The following is a 17,950-nucleotide window of genomic DNA, read 5'->3' as shown; positions in this document are numbered from 1 at the left end:
CCTCCGTTTCGGCGCTTCTAGCGCCTTGCCCGGCCCGGATTACCTGTCCATTGCGACACTTTCCGGCCTGCCCGCGCCAACTGTCCGCGGGGCCGCCGATCGGCGCCGGTCTCAGGGCTCTCCAGGCAGCAGAAGCGAGGCGTCGCCATAGGAGAAGAAGCGATAGCCCTCGGCGATCGCATGGGCGTAGATGGCCCGTATCCGTTCGGTCCCGATCAGCGCCGAGACCAGCATCAGCAGGGTCGATTTCGGCAGGTGGAAATTGGTCATCAGCGCGTCGGTGATGCGGAAGTCATAGCCGGGCCGGATGAAGATGTCGGTCTCGCCGCGAAACGGCGCGATCTCGCCCGCGGCGGCGGCGCTTTCGATCAGCCGCAACGCGGTGGTGCCGACCGGGATCACCCGTCCGCCGGCGGCGCGGGTGGCGGCGATCTCGGCGGCGGCGGTCTCGGTCACCTCGCCCCATTCGGCATGCATCCGGTGTTTCGAGACATCATCGACCTTGACCGGCAGGAAGGTTCCGGCCCCGACATGCAGCGTCACCCGGCTGGTCTCGACCCCGCGCGCCGCCAGCGCCGCCATCAGGTCGGCATCGAAATGCAGCGAGGCCGTCGGCGCCGCCACCGCGCCGGGCCGGGCCGCCCAGAGGGTCTGATAGTCCTGCCGGTCCTGCGCATCCGCCGGGCGCTTGGCCGCGATGTAGGGCGGCAGCGGCATCATCCCGGCCTTGTCCAGCGCCGCGTCGAAATCGGCGCCGGTCAGGTTGAACGACAGGACCGCGGTGCCCTCCTCGCGCCGTTCGACCCGCGCCAACAGGCCGGCGGCAAAGCGTACCACCTCGCCGTCGCGCAGCTTTCTCAGCGGCTTGACCAGCGCCCGCCACCAGCCTTCGGCTTCGGCCAGCGGGTCGAGCAGGGTCACCTCGATCCGGGCCTCGGCGGTGCCCTGGGCGCCGGTGCGCCGGCGGCTGCCAACCAGCCGCGCCGGAAGCACCTTGGTATCGTTCAGCACCAGCCGGTCGCCGGGGCGCAGGACCTCGGGCAGGTCCGCGACGGTCCGGTCGGACAGGCTGGAGCGGCCCGCGACCAGCAACCGCGCCGCGCTGCGCGGCCGGGCCGGCCGGGTGGCGATCAGCCCCTCGGGCAGGTCGAAATCGAAATCCGAAAGCAGCATGCGGCAGGCCTCTGGGCAGCGGGGGCTGGCCCCTCCAACCATTCCGGACGCTGTTAGGCAAGCCCCCCGGACGCCGGGCCCTGTCGCGGCCTACTTGATCTCCGGCGGCGGCGTGTTGAAGATCTCGCGGAACATCCCCGGCGTGAAGATCGACAGCGGGTTGACCGAGACCTTCGGGTTCTCGCTGGTTCCCTGCACCCGGTAGTTGAAGCCGAACAGCCCTTCGCCCTTCTTGCCGAAGATCTGCCCGATCCCGTTCAGCAGGTAGAGCGGCGAGAACACGCCGCGCAGGTCGAGCGCCCCGGAGCCCAGCGTGTAGCTGCCTTCGACCGAGATCCCCAGCGAGGCGCCGATGGCACTGGCACGGGTGAAATTGATCGCGTTCGGGGTCAGCAGGAACCGCGCCTCGACATTGTCGAAGACAAGGCCGTCGCCGTTCAGCTGCTGCATCAGCCCGACGATCGACACCGCGTTCAGCAGTTCCGCCAGCGCCGGGGTGCCGCGGATACGGACCTTCTTGGCGGTGAGGCTGCCGTCATAGATGCCGGTGCGCCCGGTGGGGATCAGGATGAGCTCCATCGCCCCGCCGCGCACCCTCTTGGCCAGATTGGCGTCCTTCAGCACATCCCCGGCATTGTCCGAGATCACCCTCAACGCGGTGCCGCCGTTCTGCGGCGCCACGGTCCCGTTCAGCACACCGCCGCCATTCAGCCTGGCGGTGAACTTTCCGTTGAAGCCGCCACGGGTGCTGAATTCGCCGTTGAACCCGGTCAGCGTGATCCCGTCCGCCACGGACAGCCGGTCGAGCCGGACCGAGACCGGCCCGCCCGCCGAGCCGCCCGCCCCCTCGCCGAAGGCGGCGCGCCGGAAGTCGAGACTGCCGCCCCGGACCAAAACCCCCGGCTGCACCCCGCGGCCCCGGCCCTGCAGGGTCACCGGCGCATCCAGCCAGCCGCCCAGCCGGACCCGGTCGAACCGCGCCTCGTCCAACTGCCCGTCGGCCTTCAGCGCGATGCTGCCCGAGGCGGTCAGGCCGCCGCCTTCCAGCACGATCCTGTCGATCTTCGGCGGCGAGCCGAGACTCCCCGAGAGTTCGAGCCTGCCCTTGGCGGCCGCCGCCTTGGTCCAGACGATGCTCTCGATCTTCAGCGCCAGCCCCCGCAGGTCCGAGGTCAGCCGGAAGGTCGGTGCACCGCTGCCGGTCTCGATCTCGACCTTGGCGGTGCCCTTGCCGCGCACCGCGCCGGGGGGCAGGTCGATGCCGAATTCCTCCATGAAGGTCTGGCTCAGCTCCACCTGGCCATCCAGCCGCCCGGTGCCGGGATCGCCCGGAGCGATGCCCTGGCGCCAGGTCACATCCACCGGCAGCGCCCCGAACCGGGCCTTGCCGTCGATGGTCAGGGTCTGTCCATCGGCGGCGACCGACAGCTTGTCGGAGGTGATCATCCGGCCCTGCACGATCTTGTCCGAGCGCACATCGGTCAGGCTGCCGCTGGCGGAATAGGTCACGTCGTCCTTTCCGATCACCGCGATCAGCGGCAGCGAGATATCGGCGGTCAGGTCGGCCTGCCCCTCGGCCAGCGCCACCGGCCGCCCTGCCTTCTGCATGACCCGGAACGGGTTCTGATCCAGCAGCGACAGCACCGCCGGGATCGGCCCCCGCGCCGCCAGCGAGATCTCGCCCTGGGCCGGCTTGACCCGGATGTCGGGAACGACGAACACAGTTCCGGCGATGTCGAGCACCCCGCCCTCGGGGGCCTGCACCAGGCCGGTGTCGGCGCGGACCACCATCCGGTCACCGTCGATGCTCAGATAGCCGCTGCCCGAGGTGATCGGCGGCATGGTCTTCATGAAGCGCATGCTTGCGGCATTGAAGGTGGCCCCCAGCATGGTCCGGTCGGCCTGCCCCGGCGCCCGCCGCCAGGCGCCCCGCGCATCGGTGAAATTCCCGGCCAGCAGGTTCTTGCCCAGCCAGGCCCGGGTCTTGGGGATCAGTTCAGGCGGCCAGAGTTCCAGCAGCCGGGCCGTCGATATCCTGTCGATCGTGGCGTCGAGCGCCAAGTCGGGGCCCGCTGCCGTCGCCGTCACCGATCCGGCCAGCCGGATCGTGCTGTCGCCGTCCCGCAGCCGCAGCTTGCCGACCCTGAGCTGGAACGGATTCAGCACCAGCTTCAGTTCCGCCAGCCCGTCATGGAAATGCAGCGGCGCCAGCAGATAGTCATCGGCCCGCGCCACCAGGTCGAGCAGGCGGAACTGGCCGACATAGGCATTCGGCCAGCCGTCCTCGCCCAGGTCCTGCAGATAGGTCTGCCCCGAAAGCTGCACCTCCAGCGCGTCGCTGGCGATCGAGAGGTCGGAGAAGTCGATCCGCCGCCGCGCCGGATCGAAGGTGAAATAGGCCTTGCCGCGGTCGATCCGGATCGGCTTGGCGCCCTCGCCCGGGGTCAGCGTCCCCTCCCCGATTTCGAGCGTCCCGGCAAAGTCGGTCAGTTCGGCATCGGCACCGACCGACAGCCGGAGCGCCCCCGAGATCGGCGCGTCCAGCACCCCGAGGAAGGCCAGCACCGGAGATTGCAGCGCGATGTCGCCCGATGCGGCATTCGAGAAGGCCGCCCCGATCTCGGCCGCCGGCGTGCCCTTGTCGGAATGGAACGTGAAAGAGGTCGAGGCAAGATCCTCGGTGCCGTTGAAGACATCGAACGCCACCGAAATCTCGATCTGCCGGGCGGTCTGGCTGAACAACAGCCGACCATCCGTGACCTGCCAGAGCCGCGAGGTGCGCGCGTCCTCCAGGGTGATGGTCAGTTCGCTGGCCGCGATGGTCTCGATCTCGCTCAGCGGACCCGCGGCGAAGATCTCGTCGATGGTCTCGAGCATCCGCGCCGCCGACCCGGAGCTGCCCGCGGCCGCGACATCGCCGAAGCTGAGGTCAAGCGAGCCGTCGCGCTTGCGCCGCACGGTGATCTGGGCCCCGGAAAGGCGCAGCGCATCGGGAATCAGGTCGCCCCGGACCAGCCCCGGCAGATCGAACCCGGCGCCGACCTCGTTCAGCCGCGCCACCTCGGCGCCGCTTGCATCGAAGATGCCGACATTCTTCAGCCGCACCTGCGGAACCTCGCCGCGCTCCAGCTCGATCTCGATCCGGTCCAGCGAGATATGCCCGGCCGGGAGACCCCGGTTGATCTGCGTCTCGACCCGATGCGCGACCCAGCCCGGAAGGGTCACGGGCCGGTCGATGAGCGCCAGCGCCGCAAGCAGGGCAAAGGCCACGGCAAAGGCGAAGGCCGCGATGCTCCACAGCACGACGAAGCGCCAGCCGTGACGGACCGTGTGGCGGGCGATGCGATGGGCGCGACTGCGTTGCGGCCGGATTGCAGGCGCGTCCGGATCGGGCACCGGGGCGTTGCGCCGGCGGCCCCGGCGCGGCTCCGGCGACTCGGCCAGCCGCAGGGCCGGATCGGCCTGCACCGGCGCCGCCGAGGCCGGTCGCCCCGCCACCCGCATCGCGGGGGACAGCACCATCGGGGCAGCGCCCGGTTCGGGGTGTTTCGCAAGCAGGTTCGGTGTCGCCGCCTCGACCTCGGAGGGCGGATCACCGCTGCCGGACGCCTCTGCCGCCGCATCCGGGTGCGGCGTCGCGGGTGCTTCTGTTTCGGGCGGCTCGGTGTCTGCGGCGGGCTCCTGGCCATCGGTCCCGGCACAGCCCCCGGCCTCAGCCGTGCGGGCAACCTGCGTGCTGACGAAGACCGGCACCGACGCCTCGTCGCTCTTGGCGGCGGCCTGACAGCTGACGAAGACCGGCAGTCGGTCCGGCCCCGGGTCCCCTGCCCCGCTGTCATCGACCCGCGACTCGGCGCCCAGCAGAAGCGGTTCCGCCGAGTCGCCGCCGGATGCCCCCTCGGCCGGCCTGGCCCGGGCTTCGCCGCCGGTGTCCTTCGGTTCCTCCTCCATGCCAGCGGACCCGTTGCCGGGCGGGTCATCAGCCGCTGTCTGATCCTTGGCCACTGCCAATGCGCTCCGATCCTATGGCGTCGCAGCGCCGCAGCCCTTTCGACCACCTCTGCCGCCCGCCTGAAACTGCCTGCTTCCTGCCCTCGGGCTTTCCTTCGCACGAACCCGTTCGTAAAAGCACGATAGCATTCTTCACGGGAGTTCAAAGCCACATGATCCAGCCCGGCGACACAGCGCCCGATTTCACCCTGCCGGCAACGCCCGACACGACCGTCACCTTGTCGGAGCTGCGCCCCTCGCGGGTGGTTCTGTTCTTCTACCCCAAGGACATGACCCCGGGCTGCACCGATGAAGCCATCGGCTTTTCCGCCGCCGAAGCCGACTTCGCCAAGGCCGGGGTGCGCATTGTCGGCGTCTCGAAGGACAGCCTGAAGCGGCATCAGAACTTCATCGCCAAACACCCGGTCAGCGTGCCGCTCGCCTCGGATGCCGAAAGCGACACCTGCGAGCGTTACGGGGTCTGGGGCGAAAAGAAGATGATGGGGCGCAGCTATCTCGGGATCATCCGCTCCACCTTCCTGATCGGACCCGACGGCACGGTCGAGAAGGTCTGGAGCCCGGTCCGGGTCAAGGGCCATGTCGCCGAGGTCCTGGCAGCGGTGACCGGATGAGCAAGGGCCTTGCCGCCCGTGCCGTCGAGGTGCTGAACACGGCCGACGGTCGCACCAAGGCGGCGTTGTCCCTGGCCCATGCACAGGCATGGAAGGACAGCCGCGCCGCCGGGACGCCGCTGCCCGTCGGCGCGGCGACACCGCCGGAGACGCCGGCCCGTCCCGACACGCCGGAATTGCTGCCGCCCAGGGACATGCCGCGTCGCCGCCCCGGCTCCGAGGCCGGGCGGATCGCGCTGCTTCACGCCGTCGCCCATATCGAACTGAACGCGATCGACCTGCACTGGGACATCATCGCCCGCTTTTCCGACACCAGAATGCCGGCGGGGTTCCATGATGACTGGGTGCAGGCGGCGGCCGACGAATCGAAGCATTTCAATCTGATGTGCGACTGTCTTGAAGCGCTCGGCAGCCACTATGGCGCCCTGTCAGCCCATGCCGGCCTGTGGCGCGCCGCCTCGGCCACCAAGTCCGACATCATGGGGCGGCTGGCGGTGGTGCCGATGGTGCTGGAGGCGCGCGGCCTGGACGTGACACCGGGAATGATCGCCGCCTTCGAAGCCGCCGGGGCCGATCAGGCGGTGGCGGCGCTGAAGGTGATCTATGCCGAAGAGGTCGCCCATGTGGCCTATGGCTCGAAATGGTTCAACTTCCTCTGTGGCCGCGCCGACCTCGACCCGAAAGAGACCTTTCACGGCCTCGTCCGCAAGTATTTTCACGGCGCCCTGAAGCCCCCGTTCAACGAAGAAAAGCGCGCCGACGCCGGCTTGCCGCCCGACTTCTACTGGCCCCTGGTCGAATGACCGGGGCGCAAAGTCGGCGGTTTCTCGCCGATTCGGGAACGATTCTGCCTGCAATCCCGGTCTGTTGACCAAAAATCTTGCAACCGGTTCCCCGCCTTGCCTAAAGACATATGGACGGCGCCGCAGGACCTTGGGGAGGGTCGGCGCCAGACGGGATAACGGGACAGGATCGGATCATTGATAGCGGGATTTCTTCACCGGATCGACGCCGCGCTTTCGCGCGCATTCCCAGAACGCCGGGTATTTCTGCGATCGGACACCGAGACGCGATTCATCCGGCTGACGCCCGCAACCCAACTTTTCAGCCTGGCAGGCAGTGCCCTGGTGGTCGGCTGGGCGATCATCGCCTCGGCGATCATCCTGATGGACTCGATCGGCTCGGGCAATGTCCGTGAACAGGCCCGCCGCGACAGGCTTCTCTACGAACAGCGCCTGAACGAACTCTCCGCCGCCCGCGATCAGCGTGCCGAAGAGGCGGCGATGGCCCAGGACCGTTTCAACGCGGCGCTGGACCAGGTCTCGCAGATGCAGAGCGAACTGCTGGCATCCGAGGATCGCCGCAAGGAACTGGAAGAAGGGATCGAAGTGGTTCAGGCCACGCTGCGCAGCGCGATCCGCTCTCGCGACGAGGCCCGCGCCGAAGCGCTGGCACTGGCCGCCAAGCTGCAGGGTGCCGGCAGCGACGGCGACCCCAAGGTCAAGATCGCAAATTACGAAGCAACGCTCGACACCATCGCCGATGCGCTCGACAAGGTCGCGGTCGAACGGGACAGGATGGCCGAGGCCGCCGCCGATGCCGAGGCCGAAAGCGCGCAGCTGCTGCACGAAGCGAAACTGGTGGCGGAAAAGAACGACCGCATCTTCGCGCAGCTTGAAGACGCGATGTCGATCTCGCTGACCCCGCTGGACAACATGTTCAAGAAGGCCGGCATGCCGACCGAGAAGATCCTGGAAACCGTTCGCAAGGGTTATTCCGGCCAGGGCGGCCCCCTGACCCCGATCTCGCTGTCGACGAAAGGCTCGGTTTCCGGGGTCGAGAAAGAGGCGAACGCGATCCTCGACAAGCTGGACCGGCTGAACATCTACCGGATCGCGGTTCAGAAGGCGCCCTTCGGGATGCCGGTCAAGACCGCCTTCCGCTACACCTCGGGCTTCGGAATGCGGTGGGGCCGGATGCATGAAGGCACCGATCTCGCCGGCGCCTATGGCGCGCCCATCTATGCCACCGCGGATGGCGTCGTGACCCATGCCGGCTGGAGCAACGGCTACGGCAACCTGGTGAAGATCCAGCACGAGTTCGGAATGGAAACCCGCTACGGCCATATGTCGAAAATCCGCGTGAAGGTCGGCCAAAGAGTCTCGCGCGGGGATCGCATCGGTGATATGGGGTCTACTGGACGGTCCACAGGCACGCACCTGCACTATGAAGTGCGGATTGGCGGCAAGGCCGTGAACCCAATGACTTATCTCAAGGCAGGCAAAGATGTTCTCTAAGTCGCGCATCAATGAACCCGGCACCAAACCCCCGGAAGGTGAAGTGAAAACCCACAGCAACGATCCCGCCGCCGCGCCCGCGCGGACCGATTTCTCCGCGTCCGCCACGCCCAAGGCCAAGCCGCCGGCATCGGTCCTGTCATCGGACCTGACCGTGACCGGCAACATGAAGACCACGGGCGATATCCAGGTCGAAGGCACGGTCGAGGGCGATATCCGCGCCCATCTGCTGACGGTCGGCGAAGGCGCCACGGTCAAGGGCGAGGTTGTTGCCGATGACGTGGTGATCAACGGTCGGATCGTCGGGCGTGTGCGGGGCCTCAAGGTCCGGCTGACCTCGACCGCCCGGGTCGAGGGCGACATCATCCACAAGACCATCGCGATCGAATCGGGCGCCCATTTCGAAGGTTCGGTGCAGCGTCAGGAAGACCCGCTCCAGGGCAACCAGACCCGCGCCATCCCGGCCCCGAAGACCGAGCGCAGCGGCCCGGCGGATCAGAACGCCTGAGCCCGGCCCGGATCGACATGAAACGGCCTCCCGAACGGGGGGCCGTTTTCGTTTGGGGCAGCGCTCTGCCACACTCTCTGCTGCCCGGCCCGGAACAGGGGCATGCGGCCCCCCTTCCGACCTCACACCGGGACGTACAGCGCCCGGCGATAGAGATGCCAGCTTGCGTGGCCCAGCACCGGCAGCACCACCATCAACCCCAGGAACGCCGGCAGCATCCCGATCAGCAGGCCCAGTCCGATGAGCACCGCCCAGAGCGCCATCACCGCCCGGTTGCGCCGCACCACGGCCAGGCTCAGCAACATCGCCGAGACGAAATCGACTTCGCAATCCAGGCAGAGCGGCAGGCTGACCACGGTCAGGCCGAAGATCAGGAACGCCGTCAGCCCGCCCACGGCCAGTTCCGCCCCGACCAGCGCCAGACCGGGCCAGGTCAGGAACATGCCCCAGTCCAGCATCCCGGTGCGCAGCGCCGTGACCCCCATCACCAGGGCAAAGAGCAAATGCGCCAGGAAACTCCAGAACAGGAAGGCGATGGTCAGGATCGCACCGATCCAGGGCACCTGCCGGCCACGTTCGGCCGCCACCACGCCCAGAACGCCGCGCCAGTCCAGCGCTTCCCCCGCCTCGAGCCGCCGCGAAACCTCATACAGCCCGACCGCCGCGAAGGGAGCCACCAGCGGAAAGCCCAGCGACAGTGTCAGCACCCAGGCCATGGTCCCGGCGCCAAGCCAGATCAGGGCAAAGCCGGCCAGCACGTAGACCGCGCTGAAGAACAGTCCGAACAACGGCGCCCGCCGAAAATCCCAGACCCCGGCCTTCAGGGCCGAGATGAGGTCGCTGATCGTGACCCGCCCGACCTCGGGCAGAACGCTGGCTTCGACCGGTTCCGGCATCACCCCTCCCACTTCGCGCGCCGGAAAGAGTGGCGTGAAACCTTCGGATTTCCAAGCAGGAAGCAGCGCGGCCTTCGGTGCCCGGCCAAGGGGCCGGCGCTAGTCGCCCTGCGCGTCGGCCCGGGCCTTGCCCGAGACATCCATGGCCAGCGTCGCGGCCATGAAGGCATCCAGGTCGCCGTCGAGAACCCCCTGGGTGTCCGAGGTCTCGTAGTTGGTCCGCAGGTCCTTCACCATCTGGTAGGGTTGCAGGACGTAGCTGCGGATCTGGTTGCCCCAGCCGGCCTCGCCCTTGGCCTCATGCGCTTCCAGCGTCGCCGCGTTCCGCTTGTCCAGTTCCATCTGGTAGAGCCGCGCCTTCAGTGCCGCCATGGCGTTGGCCCGGTTCTGGTGCTGCGACTTCTCGGAACTGGTCACGACGATCCCGGTCGGGAAGTGGGTGATCCGCACCGCCGAGTCGGTCTTGTTCACGTGCTGGCCGCCGGCGCCCGAGGAGCGATAGGTATCAACCCGGATGTCCTTGTCGGCGATCTCGATCTCGATCGAGTCGTCGATCACCGGATAGACCCAGACCGAGCTGAAGCTGGTGTGGCGCCGCGCGGCGCTGTCATAGGGGCTGATCCGCACCAGCCGGTGCACGCCGCTTTCGCTCTTCAGCCAGCCATAGGCGTTCGGGCCCTTGATCTTGTAGGCCGCCGACTTGATCCCCGCCTCTTCGCCCGGGGTCTCGCTGATCAGTTCGACCTCGAAGCCGCGCTTCTCGGCCCAGCGGACATACATCCGCGCCAACATGCTGGCCCAGTCGCAGCTTTCGGTGCCGCCGGCGCCCGAGTTGATCTCGAGATAGGTGTCGTTGCCGTCCGCCTCGCCGTTCAGCAGCGCCTCGATCTCTTTCGCCGCCGCCCGCTTCTCCAGCGCCTTCAGCGCCGCCTCGGCCTCGGCCACGACCTCGGCATCGTTCTCGGCCTCGCCCAGTTCGATCAGCTCGACATTGTCATTCAGTTCCCGCTCCATCGCCTTGGCGCCCTCGACGGCATCCAGCAGCATCTGCCGGTCGCGCATCAGCTTCTGCGCCCGTTCCGGATCGTTCCAGAGGTCCTGATCCTCGGTCATCGCGTTGAACTCTTCCAGCCGGTGCTGGGCGGTATCCCAGTTCATCCGCTGCTTGAGGATCGCCAGCGACTTGCGGATTGCCTCGACGGTATGAGTGGTCTCAGAGCGCATGTGGTTCGGTCCCTCGATCAGTCCCGCCTCTTAGCAACGCGGCCGAGGCAGGGCAAGTTGGCGCACCATGGCCGGGCGGCGCGACGGCGGCCGGGGCGGGAGCCTCCGGCGGGGATATTGGCAAGGTAAAGCCGGTTGCCAGGCGCTACGGGTTTCCGCCCCCTGCCCAGGAGGGTTTTTCCCGCGCGAAGAAAGCCTTGATCCCTTCTGCGGCTTCGGGGCTTTCCCAGCGGGCGACCAGGGCCTCGACGCTCAGCGCGATGGCTTCCTCGTCGATCCTCGGGCCGAAGCGGCGGGCCAGCGCCTTGGCCTCGGCCACCGCGCCGGGGGCGCAGGCCAGGTAGGGGGTGACTTCGGCCTCGACCGCGGCCTCGAGATCGGCGGCCGGCACGGCCCGGGCGGCCAGGCCCAGCGTCACCGCTTCGGCGGCATCGAAGAGCCGCGCCGAAAAGAACACCCGCCGCGCCATGGCCTCGCCCATCCGGGCCAGCACATAGGGACCGATGGTGGCCGGGATCAGACCCAGCCGGGTCTCGGTAAAGCCGAAACGCGCGCCTGCGACGCAGAGCGCCACGTCGCAGACCGCGGCCAGCCCCAGCCCGCCTCCGAAGGCATTGCCGTTGATCCGGCCGATCAACGGTTTCGGCAGGGTGTTCAGCGCCCCCAGCATCCCGGCCAGCCGCATCGCCCCGGCGGCGCGGTCGCGTGGTTCGGCGGCAATCTGGGCCTGCATCCAGGCCAGGTCGCCGCCGGCGCAGAAACTGGTCCCGGCGCCGGTCAGCACCACGGCCCGCACCGCCGGATCGCGGCCCAACCGCCCGGCCGCCTCGGTCAATGCCGCGATGGTCGCCTCGTCCAGCGCGTTGTGCTTGTCCGGCCGGTTCAGCGTCAGCAGCGCCACCCCGCGGTCGTCGGTCTCGATCCTGATCGGCTCAGCCATGCCGCATCCCCCTTGCCAGTTCCGCCGCCTCGGCGAGGAGCGCGACATCCAGCCCGGTCTCGAAACCGAGTCCGGCCAGCCGCGCCGCCACCGCCTCGCTCGCCACGTTGCCGCTGGCACCGGGCGCATAGGGGCACCCCCCCAGCCCGCCGACCGAGGCATCGAAGACCCGCAGCCCCCGGTCCAGGGCGACCTCGATATTGTCCAGCGCCCGGCCGCCGGTGTCGTGGAAATGCCCGGCCAGCCGTTCGGGCGGCAACTCGTCCAGCACCGCCGCCAGCATCTGCGAGACGCGCTCCGGGGTGGCGCGGCCCAGCGTGTCGCCCAGCGAGATTTGTTCGCAACCCAGATCGCGCAGGCTCGCGGTCACGCGCGCCACGGCGGCGGGCACCACCGGGCCTTCGACCGGGCAATCGGTGACGCAGGAGACATAGCCGCGGACTGACACTTTTGCGTCCCTGGCCGCGGCACAGACAGGCCGAAACCGCTCAAGACTTTCAGAAATCGAACAATTGAGGTTCTTCTGCGAAAAGCCCTCGGTGGCCGAGGCGAAGACCGCGATTTCCTGCACACCCGCCGCCAGCGCCCGTTCGAGCCCGCGCATGTTCGGCACCAGCGCGGAATAGGTCACGCCCGGCAGCCGCGTGATTCCGGCCAGAACCTCCGCCCCGTCGGCCATCTGCGGCACCCAACGGGGCGAGACGAAGCTCGCCACCTCGATATGCCGGAACCCGGCCCGGCCCAGCAGGTCGATCAGGGCGATCTTCTCGGCGGCCGGAATGATCCGGGGCTCGTTCTGCAAGCCGTCCCGCGGGCCGACCTCGTAGATTTCGACCTGTTCAGGCATCGGGGACCGGGTAGAAATCGCGGGTGTAGAGCTGCGGCACCCCGTCACGCGCCGCCGCCCGGGCAAAGGCGGGCCGCTCCCGGTAACGGGCGCGATAGTCCTGCACCGCCGGCGTCAGTTCGACGAAACGCCGGGCCACCTCGATCCCGTAGCCGACATTGGTGTCCACCGCAGAAAAACCGCCGGGCAGCAGCCAGTCCTGACGCGCCACCGCCTTGTCCACCACCGCCAGACAGGCCGCCAGCCGGCGGGCTTCCAGCTTCATCAGGGTCGGCGAGCGCATCCAGTCCTCTCGCAGGACGATATGGTTCTGGGTCAGGTTGGCGCAATGCTGGCCGATGGTTTCGGCGAAATGCAGCCATTCCAGCCAGTCGGCACGCCCGGCGGCGCCCGGCGCCGGGGCAAAGCCGGGGCGGGTCTCGCAGAGATATTCGGTGATCGCGCCGCTCTCGAACAGCACCAGCCCGTCGATCTCCAGCGCCGGAACCCTGCCGGCGGGCGACAGCGCCAGATAATCGGGGTCGCGCAGCGAGCGGTCGAAGATCGAATGCTCGACGACCTCGAACTCCAGGCCCATTTCCTCGAGCAGCCACAGGGTCCGGAAGGATCGCGCCTGCGGGATATGGTGCAGCCGGATCATCCCTCGCCCTCCTCCAGCCGGATCAGCGGTTGGCCGGCCTCGACCTGATCGCCGGGGGCGACCAGAACCTCGGCCACCACGCCGTCACGGCTTGCCGTCAACGCATGTTCCATCTTCATCGCCTCCAGCACCGCCAGCCGGTCGCCCCGCGCCACCGCCTGACCTTCGGCCACATCGACGGCCCGCACCAGCCCCGGCATCGGCGACAGGGTCAGCCCCTGCCCCGGCCCGGCCGTATCGACCGCCAGCGGATCGGGCGCCTCGAAGACCCAGGCCCGCCCCAGGGCGAAAATGGTGATCGTCCCGCCCTGCCGCAAGCCGTGTCCGGCCGGGGCGCCATCGGCCGTCCAGCCCCGCACCCCATGGCGCAGGGTGATCCGGGCCTCGGGCAGTTCGACAGAGATCACGCCCGGTGCCAGACAGCTCAGCCGAGCCTCGTTCCGGGTCTCGCCCTGCCGCAGCTCCGCCCGCCAATGCAGCGCCGACCAGAGCGCGAAGCCCTGCGCCCAGCCCGGTTCCGCATCCAGCCCAAGGGCCACGAGCGCCGCCATCGCCCAGACCTGCGGCGGCGTTTCGGGCTGCGCCACCAGTTCTTCCAGATCACGGGCAATCAGATGGGTATCGACCTCGCCACGCCGGACACCGGGATGGCTGCAGAGCGCCCCCAGGAAATCCAGATTGGTCACCAGCCCGGCCACTTCCGTCGCCGCCAGGGCCCGGCTCAGCCTGGCCAGGGCAATCTCGCGCGTGGCCCCATGCGCCACCAGCTTGGCGATCATCGGATCATAGAAGGGCGAAATCGCATCGCCGGCCCGCACCCCGGTCTCGACCCGGACGCCGGCACCGAAGGCCAGATGCGCAAGCCGCCCGGTGGCGGGAAGGAAGCCTGCCGGCACGTCCTCGGCATAGAGCCGCGCCTCGACGGCATGGCCGGTGAGGCTGATCTGGTCCTGCACCAGCGGCAGGGTCTCGCCCGCCGCCACCCGCAATTGCCATTCCACGAGATCCAGCCCGGTCACCGCCTCGGTCACCGGATGCTCGACCTGAAGGCGGGTGTTCATTTCCATGAACCAGAACCCGTCCGGCCGCAGTCCCTGCCCGGCATCGACGATGAATTCCACCGTCCCCGCACCGGAATAGCCGATCGCCTCGGCCGCCCGCACCGCCGCCGCCCCCATGGCCTGACGCAGCTCGGCGGTCATGCCGGGGGCCGGGGCCTCTTCGATGACCTTCTGGTGCCGGCGCTGCAGCGAACAGTCGCGTTCATAGAGATGCACCGCCCGGGCCCCGTCTCCGAAGACCTGAATCTCGATATGGCGCGGCCGCTCGATGTATTTCTCGACCAGCACGGCCGGATTGCCGAAGGCACCCTGCGCCTCGGCCCGGGCCGAGGCCAGCGCCGTCGCGAAGCCCGAGGCATCCTCGACCCGCCGCATCCCCTTGCCGCCGCCGCCGGCCACCGCCTTGATCAGCACCGGATAGCCGATCCGCCCGGCCTCCTGCGCCAGGACGGCATCCGACTGATCGGCCCCGTGATAGCCGGGCACCACCGGAACCCCGGCCTTTTCCATCAGCGCCTTGGCGGCGTCTTTCAGCCCCATGGCCCGGATCGCCTGCGCCGAGGGACCGATGAAGACCAGCCCGGCCGCCGTCACCTGCTCGACGAACTCGGGATTCTCCGACAGGAAGCCGTACCCCGGATGAATTGCCTCGGCGCCGGTGGCGCGGGCAATGTCGATCAGCTTCGCGCCCTGAAGATAGGTGTCGGCCGGCGCGTTGCCCGGCAGATGCCAGGCCTCGTCCGCCATGGCCACATGCCTTGCCCCGGCATCGGCATCGGAATGCACCGCCACCGTGGCGACGCCCAGACGGCGGCAGCTGTCGATGATCCGGCATGCGATCTCGCCCCGGTTGGCGATCAGGATCTTGCTGAACATCCGCGCCATCACATCCTGAACACGCCGAAGCGCGTCTCTTCGATCGGGGCGTTCATCGCCGCCCGCAGGCTCAGCGCCAGCACGTCACGGGTCTTGCGCGGGTCGATCACGCCGTCATCCCAGAGCCGGGCCGAGGCATAGAGCGGATCGGACTGCCGGGCGAACATCTCGACGGTGGGGCGCTTGAATTCGGCCTCCTCCTCGGCGCTCCAGGTGCCGCCTGCCCGTTCGATCCCGTCGCGCTTGACCGTGGCCAGCACCCCCGCCGCCTGCTCGCCGCCCATCACCGAAATCCGGGAGTTCGGCCAGGTCCAGAGGAAGCGCGGCTGATAGGCCCGGCCCGCCATGCCGTAGTTCCCGGCCCCGAAGGAGCCGCCGACGATCATGGTGATCTTCGGCACCGAGGTCGTCGCCACCGCCGTCACCATCTTGGCGCCATGGCGGGCGATGCCTTCGTTCTCGTATTTCCGGCCGACCATAAAGCCGGTGATGTTCTGCAGGAAGATCAGCGGGATCCGACGTTGGGAGCAGAGCTCGACAAAATGCGCGCCCTTCTGCGCGGCCTCCGAGAACAGCACCCCGTTGTTGGCCACCAGCCCGACCGGACAGCCGCGGAGATGGGCGAATCCGGTGACCAGCGTCTCGCCGAAACGCGGCTTGAACTCGTCGAGGCGTGAGCCGTCGACGACGCGGGCGATCACTTCGCGGATGTCGTAGGGCGTGCGCAGATCGGCGGGGACGACGCCCAGCAGTTCCTCGGGGTCATAGGCCGGGTCTTCCCCGGCACCCCAGTCCGGGCCGGGAGCGCGATTGAGCGAGCCGATCGCCTGCCGCGCCAGGGCCAGGGCATGGCTGTCATCCTCTGCCAGATAATCCGCCACGCCCGACAGCCGGGTATGCACATCGCCGCCGCCAAGCTCTTCGGCGCTGACGACCTCTCCGGTCGCGGCCTTGACCAGCGGCGGCCCGGCCAGGAAGATCGTGCCCTGCTCGCGGACGATGATCGTCACGTCCGACATCGCCGGGACATAGGCCCCGCCGGCCGTGCAACTTCCCATCACCACCGCGATCTGCGGAATGCCCGCGGCGCTCATCCGGGCCTGATTGTAGAAGATGCGGCCAAAATGGTCGCGGTCGGGAAAGACTTCGTCCTGATTGGGCAGGTTGGCGCCGCCCGAGTCGACCAGATAGACGCAGGGCAGTCGGCATTCCTGCGCGATTTCCTGTGCCCGCAGGTGCTTCTTGACGCTCATCGGGTAGTAGGTGCCGCCCTTCACCGTCGCATCGTTGCAAAGGACCATCACGTCCTGCCCGTGCACCCGGCCTATTCCCGCAATGATCCCGGCACCCGGGGCCGCATCGTCATACATCCCCCAGGCCGCGGTGGCGCCGATTTCCAGGAAGGGCGAACCGGGATCGAGCAGCCCTGCAACGCGGTCCCGCGGCAGCATCTTGCCGCGCGACAGGTGCCGCTCGCGCGATCGCGCCCCGCCCCCCGCAGCCGCCGCCTGCGCGGCATCCGAGACCCGCGCCAGGAGGTCGAGATGCGCGGCCCGGTTGGCGCGGAAGCTGTCCGAGGTGGGGAGAGCGTTGGAATTGAGTTTCACCGGACCTCACTCGCTTCGAATTCACATGATCGGCCCGGCGCGGCGGCGCCGGGATTTCGATGCGGCAGAGTCACCCCATCGCCCCCATCAACTCGCGCCCGACCAGCATCCGGCGGATTTCGCTGGTGCCGGCGCCGATCTCCATCAGCTTGGCGTCGCGGAACAGCCGCGCCACCGGGGCATCGGCCAGGAAGCCCGCACCGCCCATCGCCTGCACCGCCTGATGGCTCTGGACCATCGCCTGCTCGCTGGCATAGAGCACGCAGGCCGCCGCATCGGCCCGCGTCACCTCGCCCCGGTCGCAAGCTTTCGCCACCTCGTAGACATAGGCGCGGGCCGAGTTCAGCGCGGTGTACATGTCGGCGATCTTGCCCTGCATCAGCTGGAAGTCCCCGATCCTCTGCCCGAACTGCTTGCGCTCGACCATATAGGGCATCACCTCGTCCAGGCAGGCCGCCATGATCCCCAGGCCGATGCCGCTGAGCACCACGCGTTCGTAGTCCAGCCCCGACATCAGCACCCGGACACCGCGGCCCTCTTCGCCCAGCACGTTCTCGAAAGGCACCTCGACATCGTCGAAGATCAGTTCGGCCGTGTTCGATCCGCGCATTCCCAGCTTGTCGAAATGCGGGCTGGTCGAGAAACCCTTCATCGATTTCTCGATGAGAAAGGCGGTGATCCCCTTCGACCCCGCCTCGGGGTCGGTCTTGGCATAGACCACCAGCGTGTCGGCATCCGGCCCGTTGGTGATCCAGTACTTGGTGCCGTTCAGCACATAGCGGTCGTTCTTCTTCACCGCCGCCAGCTTCATGCCGACGACATCCGAGCCCGCCCCCGCCTCGCTCATCGCCAGGGCGCCGACATGCTCGCCCGAAATCAGGCCCGGCAGATAGCGCCGCTTCTGCGCCTCGCTGCCGTTCAGCCGGATCTGGTTCACACAAAGGTTGGAATGCGCCCCATAGGACAGCGAGACCGAAGCCGAGGCGCGGGCCACCTCTTCCACCGCCACGGTATGGGCCAGATAGCCCATCCCGGCGCCGCCATAGGTTTCCTCGACGGTGATCCCCAGCAGCCCCAGTTCGCCCATCTCGCGCCACAGCGCCGGCGGGAAGGCATTGGAGCGGTCGATCTCGGCCGCTTGCGGCTTGACCCGGTCCTGCGCCCAGGCATGGACCATCTCGCGGAGCGCGTTCACATCCTCGCCCAGGTCGAAGCGCATGGAAGCTCTAAACATCTGGCCACCTTTCTGAACGTGTGTT

The 17,950-nt window shown here is 68.4% G+C and carries 14 protein-coding genes; 4 read left to right on the top strand and 10 right to left on the bottom strand.

From position 1 onward, the window contains the following. Window positions 1-111: 111 nt before the first annotated feature. Both queA and NUW50_RS04520 read right to left on the bottom strand, forming a co-directional pair. The gene (gene queA, locus NUW50_RS04525; protein WP_258287874.1) at window positions 112-1,173 is read right to left on the bottom strand and encodes a tRNA preQ1(34) S-adenosylmethionine ribosyltransferase-isomerase QueA; all 1,062 of its coding nucleotides are present in this window, start codon (window positions 1,171-1,173) and stop codon (window positions 112-114) included. Between the two features lie 90 nt (window positions 1,174-1,263). After that, on the bottom strand, window positions 1,264-5,124 hold the full coding sequence (locus NUW50_RS04520; RefSeq protein WP_258287873.1) for a YhdP family protein: 3,861 nt from the start codon (window positions 5,122-5,124) through the stop codon (window positions 1,264-1,266). A gap of 212 nt (window positions 5,125-5,336) precedes the next feature. Between NUW50_RS04520 and bcp the strand changes: the two genes are divergently transcribed. The 4 genes from bcp (at window position 5,337) to NUW50_RS04500 (ending at window position 8,600) form a co-directional block, all read left to right on the top strand. Further along, window positions 5,337-5,795: a thioredoxin-dependent thiol peroxidase gene (bcp, locus tag NUW50_RS04515; RefSeq protein ID WP_258287872.1), complete on the top strand. Its 459-nt coding sequence runs from the start codon at window positions 5,337-5,339 to the stop codon at window positions 5,793-5,795. Next, complete coding sequence (locus NUW50_RS04510; protein WP_258287871.1) at window positions 5,792-6,598, top strand: ferritin-like domain-containing protein; 807 nt, start codon at window positions 5,792-5,794, stop codon at window positions 6,596-6,598. The genes bcp and NUW50_RS04510 overlap by 4 nt, the downstream gene beginning before the upstream one ends. A gap of 177 nt (window positions 6,599-6,775) precedes the next feature. Continuing rightward, window positions 6,776-8,092: a M23 family metallopeptidase gene (locus NUW50_RS04505; RefSeq protein WP_258287870.1), complete on the top strand. Its 1,317-nt coding sequence runs from the start codon at window positions 6,776-6,778 to the stop codon at window positions 8,090-8,092. Next, complete coding sequence (locus NUW50_RS04500) at window positions 8,082-8,600, top strand: bactofilin family protein (protein WP_258287869.1); 519 nt, start codon at window positions 8,082-8,084, stop codon at window positions 8,598-8,600. Before NUW50_RS04505 ends, NUW50_RS04500 begins: the two co-directional genes overlap by 11 nt. A 122-nt stretch (window positions 8,601-8,722) precedes the next feature. On the opposite strand, the gene NUW50_RS04495 is transcribed toward NUW50_RS04500, so the two are convergent. The 8 genes from NUW50_RS04495 to NUW50_RS04460 form a co-directional block, all read right to left on the bottom strand. Continuing rightward, window positions 8,723-9,496 (bottom strand): DUF2189 domain-containing protein, encoded by a 774-nt coding sequence (locus tag NUW50_RS04495; protein WP_258287868.1) that lies wholly within the window; start codon window positions 9,494-9,496, stop codon window positions 8,723-8,725. A 99-nt stretch (window positions 9,497-9,595) separates the two neighbouring features. Continuing rightward, on the bottom strand, window positions 9,596-10,720 hold the full coding sequence (gene prfB / locus NUW50_RS04490; protein ID WP_258287867.1) for a peptide chain release factor 2: 1,125 nt from the start codon (window positions 10,718-10,720) through the stop codon (window positions 9,596-9,598). Window positions 10,721-10,865: 145 nt separating this feature from the next. Further along, window positions 10,866-11,660: a crotonase/enoyl-CoA hydratase family protein gene (locus NUW50_RS04485; RefSeq protein WP_258287866.1), complete on the bottom strand. Its 795-nt coding sequence runs from the start codon at window positions 11,658-11,660 to the stop codon at window positions 10,866-10,868. After that, entirely contained in the window at window positions 11,653-12,507 is an 855-nt protein-coding gene (locus NUW50_RS04480) for a hydroxymethylglutaryl-CoA lyase (RefSeq protein ID WP_258287865.1), read from the bottom strand. The genes NUW50_RS04485 and NUW50_RS04480 overlap by 8 nt, the downstream gene beginning before the upstream one ends. After that, window positions 12,500-13,147 carry a glutathione S-transferase family protein gene (locus NUW50_RS04475; RefSeq protein ID WP_258287864.1) on the bottom strand — a complete coding sequence of 216 codons (648 nt, stop codon included), beginning with the start codon at window positions 13,145-13,147 and terminating at the stop codon, window positions 12,500-12,502. Before NUW50_RS04475 ends, NUW50_RS04480 begins: the two co-directional genes overlap by 8 nt. Continuing rightward, on the bottom strand, window positions 13,144-15,084 hold the full coding sequence (locus NUW50_RS04470; RefSeq protein WP_258287863.1) for an acetyl/propionyl/methylcrotonyl-CoA carboxylase subunit alpha: 1,941 nt from the start codon (window positions 15,082-15,084) through the stop codon (window positions 13,144-13,146). The genes NUW50_RS04475 and NUW50_RS04470 overlap by 4 nt, the downstream gene beginning before the upstream one ends. 8 nt (window positions 15,085-15,092) lie before the next feature. Then, complete coding sequence (locus NUW50_RS04465; protein WP_258287862.1) at window positions 15,093-16,691, bottom strand: carboxyl transferase domain-containing protein; 1,599 nt, start codon at window positions 16,689-16,691, stop codon at window positions 15,093-15,095. Between the two features lie 70 nt (window positions 16,692-16,761). Then, the gene (locus tag NUW50_RS04460) at window positions 16,762-17,925 is read right to left on the bottom strand and encodes an acyl-CoA dehydrogenase family protein (RefSeq protein ID WP_258287861.1); all 1,164 of its coding nucleotides are present in this window, start codon (window positions 17,923-17,925) and stop codon (window positions 16,762-16,764) included. Window positions 17,926-17,950: the final 25 nt, after the last annotated feature.

The sequence above is a fragment of the Frigidibacter sp. ROC022 genome, assembly GCF_024723735.1.
GTDB lineage: Bacteria > Pseudomonadota > Alphaproteobacteria > Rhodobacterales > Rhodobacteraceae > SLM-1.
Note: the sequence above shows the minus strand (reverse complement) of the source record. Positions and strands in the feature narration are given on the sequence as shown.

Bases quoted from the DNA above. Each gene is read 5' to 3' on its own strand.
- queA (WP_258287874.1), bottom strand. From the start codon at position 1,173: ATGCTGCTTTCGGATTTCGATTTCGACCTGCCCGAGGGGCTGATCGCC.
- NUW50_RS04520 (WP_258287873.1), bottom strand. From the start codon at position 5,124: ATGGAGGAGGAACCGAAGGACACCGGCGGCGAAGCCCGGGCCAGGCCG.
- bcp (WP_258287872.1), top strand. From the start codon at position 5,337: ATGATCCAGCCCGGCGACACAGCGCCCGATTTCACCCTGCCGGCAACG.
- NUW50_RS04510 (WP_258287871.1), top strand. From the start codon at position 5,792: ATGAGCAAGGGCCTTGCCGCCCGTGCCGTCGAGGTGCTGAACACGGCC.
- NUW50_RS04500 (WP_258287869.1), top strand. From the start codon at position 8,082: ATGTTCTCTAAGTCGCGCATCAATGAACCCGGCACCAAACCCCCGGAA.
- NUW50_RS04495 (WP_258287868.1), bottom strand. From the start codon at position 9,496: ATGCCGGAACCGGTCGAAGCCAGCGTTCTGCCCGAGGTCGGGCGGGTC.
- prfB (WP_258287867.1), bottom strand. From the start codon at position 10,720: ATGCGCTCTGAGACCACTCATACCGTCGAGGCAATCCGCAAGTCGCTG.
- NUW50_RS04485 (WP_258287866.1), bottom strand. From the start codon at position 11,660: ATGGCTGAGCCGATCAGGATCGAGACCGACGACCGCGGGGTGGCGCTG.
- NUW50_RS04480 (WP_258287865.1), bottom strand. From the start codon at position 12,507: ATGCCTGAACAGGTCGAAATCTACGAGGTCGGCCCGCGGGACGGCTTG.
- NUW50_RS04475 (WP_258287864.1), bottom strand. From the start codon at position 13,147: ATGATCCGGCTGCACCATATCCCGCAGGCGCGATCCTTCCGGACCCTG.
- NUW50_RS04470 (WP_258287863.1), bottom strand. From the start codon at position 15,084: ATGTTCAGCAAGATCCTGATCGCCAACCGGGGCGAGATCGCATGCCGG.
- NUW50_RS04460 (WP_258287861.1), bottom strand. From the start codon at position 17,925: ATGTTTAGAGCTTCCATGCGCTTCGACCTGGGCGAGGATGTGAACGCG.